This window comes from Pseudomonas sp. SDO55104_S430 (assembly GCF_054070595.1).
Genome location: NZ_JBSVXG010000063.1, coordinates 14,534 through 30,475 on the forward strand (window position 1 = coordinate 14,534; position 15,942 = coordinate 30,475).

Sequence of the window (15,942 nt, forward strand, 5' to 3'; positions counted from 1 at the left end):
ATCGTTGACGACCATCGCGAGCATGCTCGCTCCTACAGGGGACGGTTTTTCAGGGGTTGACCTGGTAGCCCTTGCCTTGCAGGCAACTGGTATACGCCGTCGAGGTATTGGCCGCATTGGTCTTGTTCTGCTGCCGGCGTTCCTGACGCTGGCGCGAGCCGCCCACCACAGCGCCAGCCGCAGCCGTCTGCTTGGCCCGGTCCTGGCGATAGTCCTGCTGCCGGTCGCTATCCACACGATCATAAATTTCATCGTGTTGATTGCCGCGTATCTGAGCAGCGGTCGCCCCGGCGGCGGCACCGGCCACGACGCCCTTGACCCGGCCACCCGAAGGCGTGGAAGTCGAAGCCGTCTGACTGGCGGCGATGTTATTGCACTCGGAAATATCGGCTTGAGTCTGCTGCGAAGTCTGGCCCTTGAGCGGCACCACCGATTGGGCCCATCCCTGGGCGCTCAGAACCGACAAAACCAGGCACAGGCCGACGGGCGGAAACCTTTTCATGATGTCCTCCGAAATGAGCGTGATACACCCTGAAACAGTGTAGTTCAGCCCTCCTCCCGGACCTCCATCACCAGGCTGTTTCCGACCCGACGCACCGGCACCGTCTCCAGCGTCGCGCCCTTGCACGGCCCATCCACGCAATGCCCGTCCTCGAAACGGAACATCGCGCTGTGATGGGCGCACATCAGCACTTTGCCGCGATAGGTGCAGAACTCCTGCGGGCGAAAGTCCAGCGGCACGGAAAAATGCGGGCAACGGTTGATGTACACCCACGCCTGCTCGCCCTGGCGCACCGCCACCAACCCGGCGGGATGCAACTGCTGGTGTTGCGGCAGACCCAGGGCGCCGCCGTCGGCGATGTCGTCCAGTTGGCACAGGGTAATCGTGCTCATGGTCAGCCACGCATTTCCGGGTTGCCCAGGCTCCAGTTCCACGGCCGGATCTGGATATTGGCGAACAATCCGGCCTGAACGTACGGGTCGTCCTGAAGAAAGGCTTCCACCTCCGGCAGGCTGCCGGCCTCGAGCACCAGCAAGGTGCCGTTCATCGCCACACCGGCATCGTCCAGGGTCGGGCCACCGAAGCGCACCACCACCCGATGGCTGTCATTGGCGCGCAAATGCGCCTGATGACTGGGGCGCAGACGCTGGCGCAGGCTCAACGAATCCGGGTGGTCGGTGGCGAATACCGCAAAGTACTGACCCATGACTCACGCCTTTTCCATGACGAATTCGTAGCACGCACGCTTGAACGGCAACGCCATGCCCAACCGGGCGGACACCTCGTCATGGCTGGCCCGGTCCTCATAGATCACCTGCAACGATTGCTTCACACCAAACACCGCGTCCGACGCCAGATACGGGTCATCGTGGTTGAACAGGTGCGTGACCAGCTTGCGATAGCCCGGCACATCGATCATGAAATGCAGGTGCGCCGGGCGCCAGGCATGCCGGTTGGCCGCATCGAGCATGCGCCCCACCGGGCCGTCGGTGGGTATCGGGTAGGCCACCGGGACAATCGTGCGGATGGCGAAGCAGCCGTCGGCATCGGTGCGATAACGCCCGCGCAGGTTGCCGAACGGCTGTTCGGTGTCCTGGCCGGAGTACATGCCGTTCTCGGCGGTCTGCCAGACGTCGAGCACCGCGCCGGCCAGGGCGTTGCCGTTGACGTCCACCACCCGCCCGCGTACCAGCGCCGTTTCGCCCGGGGTAAAGGCCATGTTTTCGCCGAATTCGCGATCCGGCATGCCGTCGATGTAGAACGGCCCGAACACCGTGGTTTCGGTGGCCGTGGCGCTATGGCGATGGTTGATCGCATCGACCAGCATCGATACGCCCAGCGTATCGGACAGCAGGATGAATTCCTGGCGCACCAGGCCATCGCACTTGTGGCCGGTATCGGTCAGGAAGCGGATGCCTTCGAACCACTCCTGCTCGGTCAGCTCAACTTCGCTGACGAACGCATGCAGATGCCGGGTCAGGCTCTGCATGATCTGTTTGTAGCGCGCATTCCGCGCGCCATCGAAGCTGTTCACGGCTTGCTCGGAAATCAGCGCTTCGATGGCTTTGTCTTGATCGGTCATTGTTGTTATTCCGATGAACGTGGTGAGTGCGTCAGGCCGGCGCCTGACCCTTCAACGCGCGGTTGAGCAGTGCCTCGATCGGCGCCTGCTCGAACGGCCGCGGATTGTAGTACGGGCTGGCGCAGGCGATTTGCGCCGCTTCGGCCGGGCCGTTTGCAGGAAAACCAATATCCTCCAGTGCCAGGGGAATGCCCAGCTTCTGGTTCAGCGCATACAGCAAGGCGCCAACTTCACTGGCCTCGCTGCCGCCCAGCGCTCGCGCCGCCCGCTGCAAGGGGCCGGTCGCCGCCTCGCGGTTGTAATGCGCGGCGTGGGGCAAGACGATCGCGTGGGCCTGGGCATGGGGCAGATTGAAGGTGCCGCCCAGGGTGTGGCACAGCTTGTGGTGCAAGGCCATGCCCACCGAACCCAGGCAGATACCCGCCAGCCAGGCGCCGTACAGCGCCTGGGCGCGAGCGTCCGGGTCTTCGGGATTGGCGACCACGCCCGGCAACGACTGCGCCAGCGAACGGATCGACTCTTCGGCCATGAAGCCGATGATCGGGTTGGCGTCCTGGGCGTAAAGCGCTTCGACCGCATGGGCCATGGCGTTCATGCCCGAACAGGCGGAAATCTGCGCCGGCAGGGTCAGGGTCAGTTGCGGGTCGTAGATCACTGTCCTGGGCAGAACCCGTGGATCGCGTCCGGTTTTCTTCAGGCGGTTCTCGGTCAGGCCATAGATCGGGGTCATTTCCGAACCGGCGTAGGTAGTCGGCACCGCCACGATCGGCAGGCCGGAATCCATGGCAATCGCCTTGCCCAGGCCGATGGTCGAACCGCCGCCGATGGCCACGCAGCAATCGGCATCCAGCCGCGCGGCTTCCACCCGGGCTGCTTGCGCCACTTCCAGTGGCACGTGCATCACCGCCTTGGGATAGATGCCCGCCGCACGCTCACCCAGCAAGGCCGCGACCTGCTCGCCCAGGCCCTGTTGCTCCGGGGTGGTGAGGACCAGCGCACGCCGCGCGCCCAGGCGCTCGATCTCTTCGGCCAGCGCCGACAGCTTGCCCCAGCCGAACACCACGCGGGTCGGCAGGCTCTGGTAGATAAACGGATTCATGGCAGACCTCAGCGCTTGAAGTGCGGCGGGATGTTGGCGTCGACGTTGACCCACACCGAGCGGGCCTCGGTGTAATCGTGGATCGCTTCAAAGCCCATTTCGCGCCCGTAGCCGGACTGGCCGACGCCACCAAACGGGCTGCCGGGGCTGACGCGCTTGTAGCAGTTGATCCAGCACATGCCGGCGTGAATGGCATTGGCCATTTTGTGCGCGCGAGTCAGGTTCTGCGTCCACAGTCCGCTGCCCAGGCCGTACTCGGTGCTGTTGGCAATCGCCAGGGCTTCTTCGTCGGTGCTGAAACGCACCACGGTGACGAACGGGCCGAAGACTTCTTCCTGGCAGACGCGATCCTCAGGCTTGGCTTCGACAATGGTCGGTTCGACGTAGAAACCGTTGGCCAGGGCCTTGTCGTCCGGGGCCTTGCCGCCGGCGAGGATCTTGCCGCCCTGCTCGATGGCGATATCGATGTAGGCCATCACGCGATCGCGGTGCAGCGCCGAGGTCAGCGGGCCCATTTCGGTCTCGGGGTTCATCGGGTCACCCAGGCGAATTGACTTGGCCAGCGGGATGAAACGCTCGAGGAATTTGTCGGCGATGTCCTTGTGCAGGATCAGCCTGGAACCTGCGATGCAGGCCTGGCCCTGATTATGGAAGATCGCCCAGGCGGCGCCGTTGACCGCCGCATCGAGGTTGGCGTCCTCGAAGACGATGTTGGCGCCCTTGCCGCCCAGTTCCAGCTGGATGCGCTTGAGATTGCTCTTCGATGCCTCGACGATGCGCCGCCCGGTTGCGGTAGAACCGGTGAAGGCGATCTTGCCCACGTCCAGGTGTTCGGCCAGCGCCTGGCCCGCGGTGTGGCCGTAACCCGGCACCACGTTGACCACGCCTTTGGGGAAGCCGACTTCGGTCATCAGCTCGGCGATGCGCAGGGTCGACAACGGGGTGATTTCCGAAGGCTTGATGACGATGGTGTTGCCCGCCGCCAGGGCCGGGCCCATTTTCCAGCTGGTGAACATCAGCGGGAAATTCCACGGCACGATCTGCGCCACCACGCCGATCGGCTTGCGCTGTACGTAGTTGAGGAAGCCCGCTTCCACCGGAATCACCGAGCCCTCGATCTTGTCGGCCATGCCGCCGAAATAGCGGAAACAGGCGGCGGTGCGCGGCACATCGAGGCCACGGGAGTCGCGGATCGGGTGGCCGGTGTCCAGAGATTCGAGGCGGGCCAGCTCTTCGCCGCATTCTTCGATCTTGTCCGCCAGTTTCAGCAGCAGGCGCCCGCGTTCGGCAGCACCCAGTGCCGACCACGCCGGAAACGCGCGCTTGGCGGCGGCGACGGCCAAATCGACGTCGGCGGCTTCGGCGGCGGCGATGCGGGTGATCAACGAGCCGTCATGGGGCGAGACCACGTCGATGGTGCCGCCAGCGACCGCATCCACGAAGCGGCCATCGATATAGAGCTGATTTTGCATAATGGTTTCCTCGCACCGCGCCTGTTGCGCAGTGTCTTTCGACGTGATTGCTGTGCGTTTTGCCCGCGTAAACGGGCAAGGCGCGAATGCTTAGAACTCGATTGGATAAGGCTTCAGCTCGCCGCTTTCGTAACGTTGCGGCAGGTTCGGCGTGGCGTTTTCCCAGACCATCAGCATCGAACGCTTGGTCGAGTAACCCTGGTGACGAATGTCGGCGGGCATGGCGCAGATGTCGCCAGCACGCATGGTGATGCGTGCGCGCGGATTGCCGTCATCCTTGTCGCCCACGTCCCAGATGATTTCGTCGGACAGCTGCAAAAACCACTCGATGCGGTCGTTGCCGTGGAACACCGGCAGGATGAATTCTTCGGTGGTCGGGCAGAACAGGCTGGCCTTGCACACCGAGGTCACCGACGGGTTCCAGGTCACGTCCGAACGCGACAGGTACTTGAACAGGCTGAAGGCATGCAGTTGGCCTTCGAAACCTTCGGCTGGGTGGACTTCCGGTTCTTCCTGGGACACGTCGATGAACTGGCGGTTGACTGGCAGGTCGTTGCGCAGCGGCGAGTCATCCGGCAGGCCTGGCATGCGCTTGGTGGCGATGCGGAAGCGTTCGATGGCTTCGATGTTGTCGCCGTTCTTGCGACCGAAGGCGCTGCCGGTTTCTTCGGGGGCTGCGAACGGGTCGAAAGTGGCGTTGGTCCAGTCCCGCAGGATGGCCTTGAAGGTGGCCATGATCAGCGGCGTTTCGAAGTTTTCGGTGTAGTTGACCCCTGCTTCCTTGAGGGTGCCGTTGAAGGTGCCGGCGTACAGATCGACCTTGCCGTAGTAGTTGCGGGTGCCGATGACGTGGTCGAAGTTGACCCAGCCGTAGAAGAAGCCCCAGGCCACGTCGCGCATCATGGCGCGCAGGAAAGCATCGACCGGGATCAGGTGCGAGCGGGTCTGGCCCTTGGCCGGCCAGGTGATACGGGCGAAATACTCATCGCGCGAAAGCTCGAAGGCGCCGAGTTTGAATGAGCGATAACCGGTGACGGCATGGGGCACACTGGCCTGGACTTCGTCGTCGGCAAACAGAGCGGTTTCAGCAGCGGTTTCAAGCATGGCCATGGCGGGATTCCTTTTGTTGTTGTGGGGTGGACGGTCGGTGGCGGGTCACTTCAGGCAGATGTCTGCCCACTTCTCGACCGACAACGGGCCCTTGATGGTCTGTTGCAGAATCACGCCCGGGCGGCTGGCTTCGAAGCGATACGCGGTGCCGACCGGCAGCAGGCACTGATGGCCGCGCTTGAGCAACACGTAGCCCATGGGCTTGCCTGCTGGCATGTCACCCGCCGCGTGTGTGCCTTCGCCGTCCTTGAGCGGCGCATCGAGCTTGAGGAAATCGACCCGTACTTCACCGTCCATGACGATGGCGAACTCGTCGTGGGCGCAGGTATACCAGGGCGACTGGCCTTCGGCACGCAGGGTTTCGATGACGTAACCCAGGTTGTAGCCGACGACGACTTTCTCGTAAGGAAGGGATTTGTCCGCCACTTCGAAGATGTTCGAAAAGGCGTAATGGCTGGCCTGGCCGCTGACGATTTCAACCGAGCCCTTGCTGTAATTGTCCAGCGAGCCGAAGACTGTTTCAATTGCTGCGCTACTCATGGTTCTCACCGTTTTGTTGTTTTAGTAACAGTGAGCAAACAGTACGACGCGACAGGTCCGGTAACAATTAGCTGGTGGACGACAACAGTGTTTGCAAAACGCGAACACTGAAACGCGATCCCCTGTAGGAGCGAGCTTGCTCGCGATGGAGCCCCACACACCGCGGGGCATCAGGTAGCCCGCGTCATCGTTGACGATCATCGCGGGCAAGCCCGCTCCCACAGGGATTTGTGCCGCACCGCAGATCCACTGTAGGAGCGAGCATGCTCGCGATGGAGGCACAGACACCGCGGGGCGTCAGGCTCCCAACGTCATCGTTGACGACCATCGCGAGCAAGCTCGCTCCTACAGGGTGGTGGGGTTTCAGCGGATCCAGCCGCGCTCCAGCAACGGCACGTCCCAGCAGGGTTCGGCACCGAAATTGTCCACCAGGAAATCGATCAGGGTCCGCACCTTCAAGGCCCGGCGCTGGGTGGCGGGGTATACCGCGGAGAAACTGAACGACGACAACAGATAATCCGACAGCACCGGTATCAGCCGGCCACTGAGCAGATCCTCACTCGCGACCAACGTCGGCAGGCAGACAATCCCCACCCCGGTCTGGGCGTAATCGCGCAGCAGGTGCACGGAATTTGAGCGCACCTGCCCCGGCAGGCTCAGTTCGACCTGTTCGTCCCCACGATTGAAAACCCAGCGATTGCGCGACGGATACCCCTCGTACAGGGCGATTTTGTGTTGCAGCAATTGCTGGGGATGGGTCGGGACGCCGAACTCGCTGGCGTAATCCGGGGACATGCAGAACAGCCGGCGCACTGTGAACAGCTTGCGTTCGATCAGAGTTTCGGCCATGGGCGGGAACATCTGAAACGCCACGTCGAAGCCTTCTTCGATGGGGTCCACCACCCGGTCGTTGACGATCACATCGACCTCGATGTCCGGGTACAGCCGGGTGAACTCGGCAAGGAGGTGACCGAAATGGCTGATGGCGAAACCCGGCAGCATCTGCACCCGCAGCTTGCCGGTGGGCTTGGCCCGCAGCTCGCGCATGTGTTCGGTCAGGGAATTGAACCCGGCGACCATGTCCGCGCACTCCTTGTAATACGTCTCCCCCACCTCTGAGAGCCGCACATGGCGGGTGCTGCGGTGGAACAGCGGCGCGTTGATGAATTGTTCCAGTTGCTGGATGCGGTGGGTGATCACCGAACGGGTCACGCCCAATTGCTGGGCCGCCTTGGCGAAGTTGCCGGTCTCGGCCACCCGCACGAAGGCTTCGACACTGAGTAAACGATCCATGGGGGCAGGTTCTCTGGAGGCTTTTTATTGTTGGCGTATGGCGAGGTTAGCCTTTCGCCGACCTGCGCTCCATACCTCTGTGGGAGCGAGCCTGCTCGCGATGGTCGTCAACGATGACGCGGGTTCCCTGACACCCCGCGATCGCGAGCAAGCTCGCTCCTACATGCTGCCTGTGGCGCGGCAAAAATCCATGTACACCGCAGATCCCTGTGGGAGCGGGCTTGCCCGCGATGGCGTCAGCTCAGCCAGCATCCATGCTGAATATGCCGGCCTCTTCGCGGGCAAGCCCGCTCCCACAGGGATTTGCGGTGTCTAGCCGAATTTTGGCCTACAGGTCCTGGTGCCCCTTCAGACGTCGCTGCATCGGAAACACCTGCCAGCCGAATCGCTCGCTGATCAATCCCCACACCCCCTGCGGGGCCTTGAGCATCATCACCACCGCGACCACGCCGAGGATGATCATGTACACCGCGCCGTACTGCGCCAGACAACCGCGCAGCACGAAGTAGATCAGCGTGCCGATCAAGGGCCCTTCCAGGGTGCCGATGCCGCCGATGATCACAATGAAGATCACCACCGCCGTCCAGTCCTGCAGGCTGAACGCTGCGTCCGGCGAAATCCGCAGTTTCTGCAGGAAGATCAGCGCCCCGACGACACCCGTACACCCGGCGGCCAGCACATAGACCATCAACTTGGTGCGGAAGGTATCCACGCCCAGGCTACCCGAGGCTGGCTCCGAATCGCGGATCGACGCCAGCGCCAGCCCCTGCCGCGAGCGCAGAAGGAAGAACACCACCGCCATGGCACCAATGGCAATGGCCAGGGCGGTGAAGTAGATCAGGGTTTCGCGCCCGTCCCGGTCATTGCCGATCTGCCGCACGATCGCCGCCGGCAGACTTTGCCCCGATCCGCCGCCCAGGCTGCTCATCTGCGCCAAACCCAGGCGGAACACCTCCGCCACCACCCAAGTGCCGATCGCGAAATAGGCCCCGCGCAGGCGAAACACCACCAGCGCAGTGGGAATCGCCAGCACCGCCACCAGCACCCCCGAGAGCAAAACCGCGAACAATGGCGGCACCCCGAACTGAGTCGCCAGCATGAACAGCAGATAACCACCCAAACCGACAAAAGCCTGCTGCCCCACCGACACCATGCCGGCGTAACCCGCCAACAGATTCCACATTTGCGCCAGGGCCAGGTAATAGGCGAACTCCACCACCAACCGCAGGCTGGCGCGATCAGCCCACAGCGGTGCACTCGACAACACCAACACACAGAGCCCCAGCAGGGCCAGGCCAATGGTGCTGCTGGTGGTCGAGCGCTGTACGCGATAAACCGGCGCGGGATTGTTCAAGGCATTCATCAGTCGACACTCCGGGGAAACAGGCCACGCGGACGCACGACCAGGATCAGCAGAAACACAAGATGACCGGCGAGGATCTGCCAGCCGGGATCGATCTTCGCCCCCAGGGTTTGCGCGACGCCGAGGATCACCCCGCCCGCCAGCGTGCCCCACAGGCTGCCCAAGCCGCCGATGATCACCGCCTCGAAGCCGTACAACAGCCTCGCCGGCCCCACGGTGGGATCGAAGCTGGTGCGGATCGCCAGGAACACCCCGGCAATCGACACCACAGCCATCGCCAGCGCCATGGCCAGGCCGAAGATGTGCGCGTTGTTCACGCCCATCAGCCGCGCGGTATGCTGGTCATCGGAGGTGGCGCGGAACGCCCGCCCCAGAGAGGTCTTGTAGAACAGCAGTTGCAGGCCGCCGATGATCAGCAAGGCACTGCCGAACACGATCAGCGGCATCACCCCGACGCTCAGGCTGCCGATACCGACGCTGGCCACCTCAAGCTCACCTTGGGACAGCTTCTGGCTGTCGGCGCTGAAAAATTCCAGCAGCACGTTCTGCACGATGATCGACAGACCGAAGGTCACCAGCAGCGGCGGCAGGATGTCGCTACCCAATGTGCGGTTGAGCAACAGCCGTTGCAGCAGGTAACCGAAGACAAACATCAGCGGCACTACCATCAGCAAACTGGCCAGCGGGCTGAACCCCAGATGGTTGACCACCACCAGCGCCAGGTACGACGCCAGCACGATGAAGTCGCCATGGGCGATGTTGACCAGGCGCATGATGCCGAACATCAGCGACAGGCCCACCGCGAACATCGCGTACAGGCCACCGAGCAATACGCCTTGAAGCAAAGTATTGAGCCATTCCATCACTAGATCCCGAAATACGCGGCTTTGATTTGTGCCTTGTCCGCATCCCCTGGCCGCCCGGTCAGGGACACCCGCCCTTCCTGGAAGCAATAGAAACGGTCACTCACACTCAACGCCTGATTGATGTCCTGTTCGACGAGAATCACCGTGGTGCCGTCGGCCTTGATCGAAGGCAGCGCGGCATAGATGTCCTTGATGGTGGTCGGTGCCAGGCCGAGGCTGATTTCGTCGCACAGCAGCAACTGCGGGTTGGCCATCAGCCCGCGCCCGATCGCGACCATCTGCTGCTGCCCGCCGGACAGTGCCGTGCCAGGACGCTTGCGCAGTTTTTCCAGCACCGGGAACAGCTGGTAAATCCGCTTCAGGGTCCAGGGCCCCGGGCGTTTGCTGTAGGCGCCGATCAGCAGGTTTTCCTCGACGCTGAGCGAAGGAAACAGCTTTCGACCCTCGGGCACCAGGGCGATGCCCTGCTCCAGCACCCGGTTGGCCGGCATGTCGCCGATGGCCTGGCCGTTGAAACGAATGGCACCTGGCTGGTTGCTGATCAACCCGGCCAGCGAGCGCAGGAAGGTCGATTTGCCCGCGCCGTTGGAGCCGATGATCGCCACGGTCTCGCCGGCTTCCAGGTTCAGGCTGATGTCGAACAGCGCCTGGAAGTCGCCGTAGCCGGCGCAGAGTTTGTCGATAGACAGAAGACTTGTGGTCATGGCGTCAGCTCCCGATGCCCATGTAGATGTCCTGGACCCTGGGGTCGGACATGACGCTATGGGGTTCGCCTTCGGCCAGCTTGGCGCCGAAGTTGATCACCGTCAGACGACTGACCACCGCCAGCAAGGCGTGCACGATGTGTTCGATCCAGATGATGGCCACGCCCGACTTGTGAATGCCCTGGATGGTCTCCACCAGCGCCAGGCATTCCGGTTCCGTCAGGCCGCCGGCGATTTCGTCGAGCAACAGCAGGCGTGGTTGGGTCGACAGCGCCCGGGCCATTTCCAGGCGCTTGCGGTCGAGCAGCGTCAGGGAACCGGCCAGCACGTTGGCCTTGCGCATCAGCCCGGTCAGTTCCAGGGTCTGCGCACACCAATGGCTGGCTTCCTTGTCGCCCAGACGCGCGCCGAAGGTCGCCCCCACCAGCAGGTTCTCGAACACGGTCATTTTCACGAACGGATGCGGGATCTGGTGGGAGCGGCCGATGCCTTGCTGGCAGCGCTTGAACACCGGCTCGCGGGTGACGTCGCGGCCTTCGAAACGAATGCTGCCCTGATCCGCCGCCACGCCACCGGCGATAAGGTTGAACAGCGTGCTTTTACCCGCGCCGTTGGGGCCGATGATGCCCAGGGCTTCCCCCGGTTGCAGGTCCAGGCTCATGGCGTCCGTGACCTTCACCGAGCCGTAGCTCTTGTGCACATCGCTCATTTGCAGAAGTGGTTGTTGCATGGTGCACCTGTGTCCCGTTGCCCGCTCAATAGGTAATCGCCTGCATCTCACCACCCAACGGAATAGCCGGGGCACTGGCATTGCTGGTGATCACCAGGTCGTATTTGTTGTCGCTGCCCAGGCGCCACTGGCCGCTGACCAGTGGCGTCTTGGCGACGTTCTTCACCGGTCCGCCGTTCCAGTTGATCGGCCCGACCACGGTGTTGAGGTTGGTCTTGAGCAAGGCATCGCGTACCGCATGGGCGTTGCCCACCTCTTCGGTGCGCTTGAGGATGTCCACCGCCAGCTCGAACAGCGCATGCACGAAGCCCAAAGGCTGAGTCCATTGCTTGCCGGTGGCCTGGGTGAAGCCCTGGGCGAGCTGGCCGGCGCTGGCACCGGTCAACGACGAACTGAACGGGTGCGTCGGGCTCCACCAGATTTCCGTCGACAGGTTGTTGCCGGCCTTGCCCAGCGCCTCGACCGCCGTGGGGAACAGCAGCGCCTTGCCCACCGACACCGCTTTTGGCTTGAAGCCCTGCTGGCGCGCCTGGGTCCAGAAGGTGCTGAGATCCGGCGGGATCACCACACCGGTGACCACTTCGACCTCGGCCTTTTTGAAGGCGGCAATCTGTGCGGAGAAATCATCGGTCAGGCTCTGGAAGCGACCGGGGTCGACCAGCTGGAAACCCTTCTGCGCCAGCACCGGTGGGAAGCCGAGTTTCTGATCGCCCCAGGCGTTGCCGTCGCCATCGTTGGGGAACAGGCCGCCGACCACCTTGTTGGACGGCATCGCACCCCACATTGAGGTGTAAGCGCCGATCACATCTTCAAGGCCCCAGAAGAAATGGTAAGTCCACTCGAACCCCTGGTCCGGCTTGCCGCCACGAGTGAAGAACCACGGCTGCCACGGCGCGACCGTGGAGATGCACGGGATCTCGTTGATCTCGCACTGGTCGGACACCGGGTTGGTGGTTTCCGGGGTCGAGGACACCAGCATCAGGTCGACCTGGTCCGACAGGATCAGCTCGCTCGCCACCTCCGCCGCGCGGTTGGGGTTGGACTGGCTGTCCTTGACGATCACTTCCAGGCGATAGGCCTTGCCACCGATGTCGATGGAGTTCTTCAGCACCTGCTTGAGGGATTCGATGATGTAGTTGTCTGCCGCGGCAAACGGTGCCAGCGGACCGGTCTGCGGGCTGACGTAGCCGAGCTTGATCACCCGCTCGCCGCCGATGGCGAATTTGAACGGCATGCTCGCCAGCGCCACGCCTCCAGCGGCGACACCGGTGCCACGCAGGAATGCGCGACGGGAGAAATCGCGGCCAAACAGGTTTTTATCGTTGTTGTCGGTCATGTAAATACTCCAAAAGCCTGGACGAACGGGGTCGCCACGCGTGGCCGGGCCAGCACGCAGGGTCAGGGGTAATCGGGGGAAATCGGTTAGAAGAACAGCGTGACGTCGAAGGACGCGACCACCTGCGAGTCCTTCTCGCCGTCGGCGTAGGCATCGCGACCGGGGCCGGAGTGGATGTCGTAACGCAGTTCCGGACGCAGGCGAACGTTGGGTGTCGGGGTCCAGGCCAGGTTGGTGGTGACACCGTAGAAACCGCCCCAAGTCGGATCGGGGATGCCGGTGTTCGGGTCGATGTTGGCCATCATCACGTGCACCGGTGCGTCGGTGTAGAACCACTCGGCGCGGCTATTCCACATCAGGTTTTCGCTGAGCTTGTGGTACCAGTTGAGGTTAGTGCCGTACCAGGTGCCGTCGTTCTTGTTGGCGAAGCCGGCGAAGGCGCCGTCCTTTTGCTTGCCGTAGTTCAATTCCAGGGCCACGCGGTTGTTCGGGTCGAGCACTTGCGACAGGGTTAGGTACGAGGCCAGACGCTTGAAATCGTCTTCCTTGGTGCCTGCCGGAATCGGCGAGCCGCAGCTGCATTCGGCAAAGCTGTCGCCGGCGCCGTTGCCGTAGATGTTTTCCCAGTCGATCCAGGTGTTGAAGTCCGCCGAGCGCCAGCGCACGTTGGCGATCACGTCCGGATCGTGGTTGGGATCCTGCAGATTGTTCCAGCCCTGGACCACGCCCACCTCGAAGCCGAGCATGCTTTCGCCGGGCGCCGAAGGCAGTTTGAACGAGTACAGCGCACCGGCATGCTTGGCCGGGCCGTGCATGAAGGAATAGGTGTGGGAGTAGAAATCGGTGGGGGCCGGGGACGGCAAGGCGAAGCCGATTTCGTTTTCCAGCGGGGTGTGGAAGATCCCGATCATCAGGTCGGAACCGCCGAGCACCGGGAAATAGAAATTGACGTAGGCCTGGGCGATAGTCAGGGCCGGGTCTTCAGGCTTGTTGTTGCGATTGGCGCTCAGGTCCTCGTCCCAGCCGTAGGTCTTGAAGTAGCGCGCATCCTTGCCGTACAGCGTGGTGACGTTGAAACCCCAGTCGGCTTCCTGCGGCATCGGCCCCGGGAACGGCCCGACACGCCCGACCACGTTGCTCTTGGGTTTCTTCTCCACGGCCAGAGCGAACTGATTGAGGTTCACGCCTTCGTCGGTGTTGAAAAAGCTCTGTTTGCTGACGTCATCCGTGCCGTTGTTGTTATAGATCACACCCGCCTGGGCCCAGCCGTAGATCTTGATGCCATGATCGCGCTCGAGACTGTCGCCGAACACATTGCGCACCAGCGACCCCATGGGATCGTCGGCGGCACCAGCCATCGAGGGAAACAAAACACCGGCACCCAGAACGGGGGCGAACAGGGTCGCTGCGCACACCCATGCACGAATATTCATATCTGCCTTCCTTATTTTTATTAGGCCGCCGAACACCATCCGATCGTTGGCAGATCGTGGTATTCGACGTGATGAAGGCTACAAGCGAGCCCCTACCCCAACAATTCCAATCTCGGCGACTTCAGTGTTCGCGGAATCAGAACAATGGAGATGCGAATCCATTTTTTGTAGGAGCGAGGCTTGCCCGCGAAGAAGGTGGTTCAGGTAGTGAGAATGTTGGAGATGCTGGCCTCTTCGCGGGCAAGCCTCGCTCCTACATGGGATCCGTGGTGAACACAGTATTTGTGTTCACCGCAGATCAAAAACTGTGGGAGCGGGCTTGCTCGCGAATGCGGTGGGTCAGGCAAAGGAGATGTTGAAGCCGCTGGCCCCTTCGCGAGCAAGCCCGCTCCCACAGGGGATCTGCGGTGGGTGCAGGATTTGTGTGAGATGAAGATCCAGAACTGCAGGAGCTGCCGAAGGCTGCGATCTTTTGATCTTGCCTTTCAAAAATCAAAAGATCGCAGCCTCGTTGCACTCGGCAGCTCCTACATTGGGAACGTGATTCTGGTCCATCCACTATCAGTTCTGCTAGTTCCAGCGCCCGACAAATCCTCCGATACTCAAACCCTCCCGGATCTCAAAGCTCGGAGTGCCCCATGTCCAGATCAAAACAATCCTGGCTCATCCACTACCGGTACGACCCGCTGGATAAAGTGGCCGGCCACTCGACGCCGGATGCCTCGGAACTTCAGCGCTTTTACTCTAAAAACCAGCTTGCCACCGAGGTAGAGGGTGCAGTCAGGCACTCCATCGTCCAGCATGAAAACCTTCTGTTGGCGCAGCAGCGGCATGAGAGCGACGTGCTCGATACGACGTTATTGGCCACTGACTTTCAACGCTCGGTTCTACATACGCTGGAGCCGAACCAGCAACAGTCCATCGCCTATTCGCCCTATGGTCATCGGTCCGTTGAAAGCGGTTTGAGTAGTTTGCTGGGGTTTAATGGGGAGCGACCGGACCAGATGACCGGGCATTATTTACTGGGGAACGGATATCGGGCATTTAATCCGGTGTTGATTCGGTTCAATAGCCCGGACAGATTGAGTCCATTTGGGAAAGGCGGATTGAATTGTTATGCGTATTGCAAAGGAGACCCTGTCAACTTTACAGACCCGACCGGCACATCTATTTTCACCTGGTTAGGACAACAGTTGGGTTTGACACCAACCTACTTTGGAGATGCCTCATGGACGAAACCTGGAGTTTCAGCCAGCAAAGGAAGAAAGGTGTATGAACGGATACAAGCAATCGACAAAAAAATGCAAGCCACCGTGGATAACGGACCACTCCAGACATACGGTAGCGACAAGGCATTGGTAGCTGCAGCGGTTGAATCGCCTGACCGATCCGCTACATTGCAGATGCTGAGTTATCAAAAAACCAGAAGAGAAAGCGTTATATTTCAGCCTTCTATAGATACTGCAACAGAGTTCGGTCTTCCTTACTCGAGAGTGATAGAGCGTGCAGCAAGGTCAGAGCAAGCAAGCTACCAACCCCTATTCGACTTTATAGATAGCAATAGACTATACGCCAAAGACTTCATAAACGAACTTCACCGTATAGCACCTCAAACCCCTGATGCTTACAAAGTGCACATGTCGACTTACATAAGAAGATTAGAGACATGGGTGGACCGGGAGTTTTATGGACTGGCAAAAGAAAGAAAAAGAATTCATGACAAATACTTTTACCTATCTCTACGCATTTAAAAAATTACTTGGTCGTTCCCATTCAGTGGCAACGACCAAACAATCCAACCTATTCGGATCGTTCCCACGCTCCGCGTGGAAACGCCTCAACGGACGCTCTGCGTTCGACTTTGGGACGCGGAGCGTCCCGGGCTGCATTCCCACGCAGAGCGTGGGAACGA

Annotated in this window: 16 protein-coding genes; 1 reads left to right on the top strand and 15 read right to left on the bottom strand. The window is 61.4% G+C overall.

What is annotated here, in order from left to right:
• Nucleotides 1–49: 49 nt before the first annotated feature.
• From ACW9JE_RS13660 to ACW9JE_RS13730, 15 genes are all read right to left on the bottom strand, one after another.
• Complete coding sequence (locus ACW9JE_RS13660) at nt 50–502, bottom strand: hypothetical protein (protein WP_457433031.1); 453 nt, start codon at nt 500–502, stop codon at nt 50–52.
• Between the two features lie 44 nt (nt 503–546).
• Nucleotides 547–894, bottom strand: a complete 348-nt coding sequence (locus tag ACW9JE_RS13665; protein ID WP_457433032.1) for a Rieske (2Fe-2S) protein — start codon at nt 892–894, stop codon at nt 547–549.
• Nucleotides 895–896: 2 nt separating this feature from the next.
• Nucleotides 897–1,208, bottom strand: a complete 312-nt coding sequence (locus tag ACW9JE_RS13670) for a YciI family protein (RefSeq protein ID WP_457433033.1) — start codon at nt 1,206–1,208, stop codon at nt 897–899.
• Nucleotides 1,209–1,211: 3 nt separating this feature from the next.
• Nucleotides 1,212–2,084, bottom strand: coding sequence for a dioxygenase family protein (locus ACW9JE_RS13675; RefSeq protein ID WP_457433034.1), 873 nt, complete (start codon nt 2,082–2,084; stop codon nt 1,212–1,214).
• Between the two features lie 31 nt (nt 2,085–2,115).
• Nucleotides 2,116–3,183 carry a maleylacetate reductase gene (locus tag ACW9JE_RS13680; protein ID WP_457433035.1) on the bottom strand — a complete coding sequence of 356 codons (1,068 nt, stop codon included), beginning with the start codon at nt 3,181–3,183 and terminating at the stop codon, nt 2,116–2,118.
• 8 nt (nt 3,184–3,191) lie between these two features.
• Nucleotides 3,192–4,655, bottom strand: a complete 1,464-nt coding sequence (locus ACW9JE_RS13685; protein WP_457433036.1) for an aldehyde dehydrogenase family protein — start codon at nt 4,653–4,655, stop codon at nt 3,192–3,194.
• Between the two features lie 90 nt (nt 4,656–4,745).
• On the bottom strand, nt 4,746–5,765 hold the full coding sequence (locus tag ACW9JE_RS13690) for a hydroxyquinol 1,2-dioxygenase (RefSeq protein WP_457433037.1): 1,020 nt from the start codon (nt 5,763–5,765) through the stop codon (nt 4,746–4,748).
• A gap of 45 nt (nt 5,766–5,810) precedes the next feature.
• The gene (locus ACW9JE_RS13695) at nt 5,811–6,305 is read right to left on the bottom strand and encodes a hydroxyquinol 1,2-dioxygenase (RefSeq protein ID WP_457433038.1); all 495 of its coding nucleotides are present in this window, start codon (nt 6,303–6,305) and stop codon (nt 5,811–5,813) included.
• Nucleotides 6,306–6,668: 363 nt separating this feature from the next.
• Complete coding sequence (locus ACW9JE_RS13700; RefSeq protein WP_175378752.1) at nt 6,669–7,598, bottom strand: LysR family transcriptional regulator; 930 nt, start codon at nt 7,596–7,598, stop codon at nt 6,669–6,671.
• Nucleotides 7,599–7,926: 328 nt separating this feature from the next.
• The gene (locus ACW9JE_RS13705; RefSeq protein WP_224533347.1) at nt 7,927–8,961 is read right to left on the bottom strand and encodes a branched-chain amino acid ABC transporter permease; all 1,035 of its coding nucleotides are present in this window, start codon (nt 8,959–8,961) and stop codon (nt 7,927–7,929) included.
• Entirely contained in the window at nt 8,961–9,824 is an 864-nt protein-coding gene (locus tag ACW9JE_RS13710; RefSeq protein ID WP_175378754.1) for a branched-chain amino acid ABC transporter permease, read from the bottom strand. The genes ACW9JE_RS13705 and ACW9JE_RS13710 overlap by 1 nt, the downstream gene beginning before the upstream one ends.
• 2 nt (nt 9,825–9,826) lie before the next feature.
• Nucleotides 9,827–10,531: an ABC transporter ATP-binding protein gene (locus ACW9JE_RS13715; RefSeq protein WP_224533346.1), complete on the bottom strand. Its 705-nt coding sequence runs from the start codon at nt 10,529–10,531 to the stop codon at nt 9,827–9,829.
• Nucleotides 10,532–10,535: 4 nt separating this feature from the next.
• Nucleotides 10,536–11,261 (bottom strand): ABC transporter ATP-binding protein, encoded by a 726-nt coding sequence (locus ACW9JE_RS13720; protein ID WP_224533345.1) that lies wholly within the window; start codon nt 11,259–11,261, stop codon nt 10,536–10,538.
• Between the two features lie 25 nt (nt 11,262–11,286).
• Nucleotides 11,287–12,597, bottom strand: coding sequence for an ABC transporter substrate-binding protein (locus tag ACW9JE_RS13725; protein ID WP_224533344.1), 1,311 nt, complete (start codon nt 12,595–12,597; stop codon nt 11,287–11,289).
• Nucleotides 12,598–12,683: 86 nt separating this feature from the next.
• On the bottom strand, nt 12,684–14,030 hold the full coding sequence (locus ACW9JE_RS13730; protein WP_457433039.1) for an outer membrane beta-barrel protein: 1,347 nt from the start codon (nt 14,028–14,030) through the stop codon (nt 12,684–12,686).
• A 638-nt stretch (nt 14,031–14,668) separates the two neighbouring features.
• On the opposite strand from ACW9JE_RS13730, the gene ACW9JE_RS13735 reads away from it, so the two are divergent.
• The gene (locus ACW9JE_RS13735; RefSeq protein WP_457433040.1) at nt 14,669–15,781 is read left to right on the top strand and encodes an RHS repeat-associated core domain-containing protein; all 1,113 of its coding nucleotides are present in this window, start codon (nt 14,669–14,671) and stop codon (nt 15,779–15,781) included.
• Nucleotides 15,782–15,942: the final 161 nt, after the last annotated feature.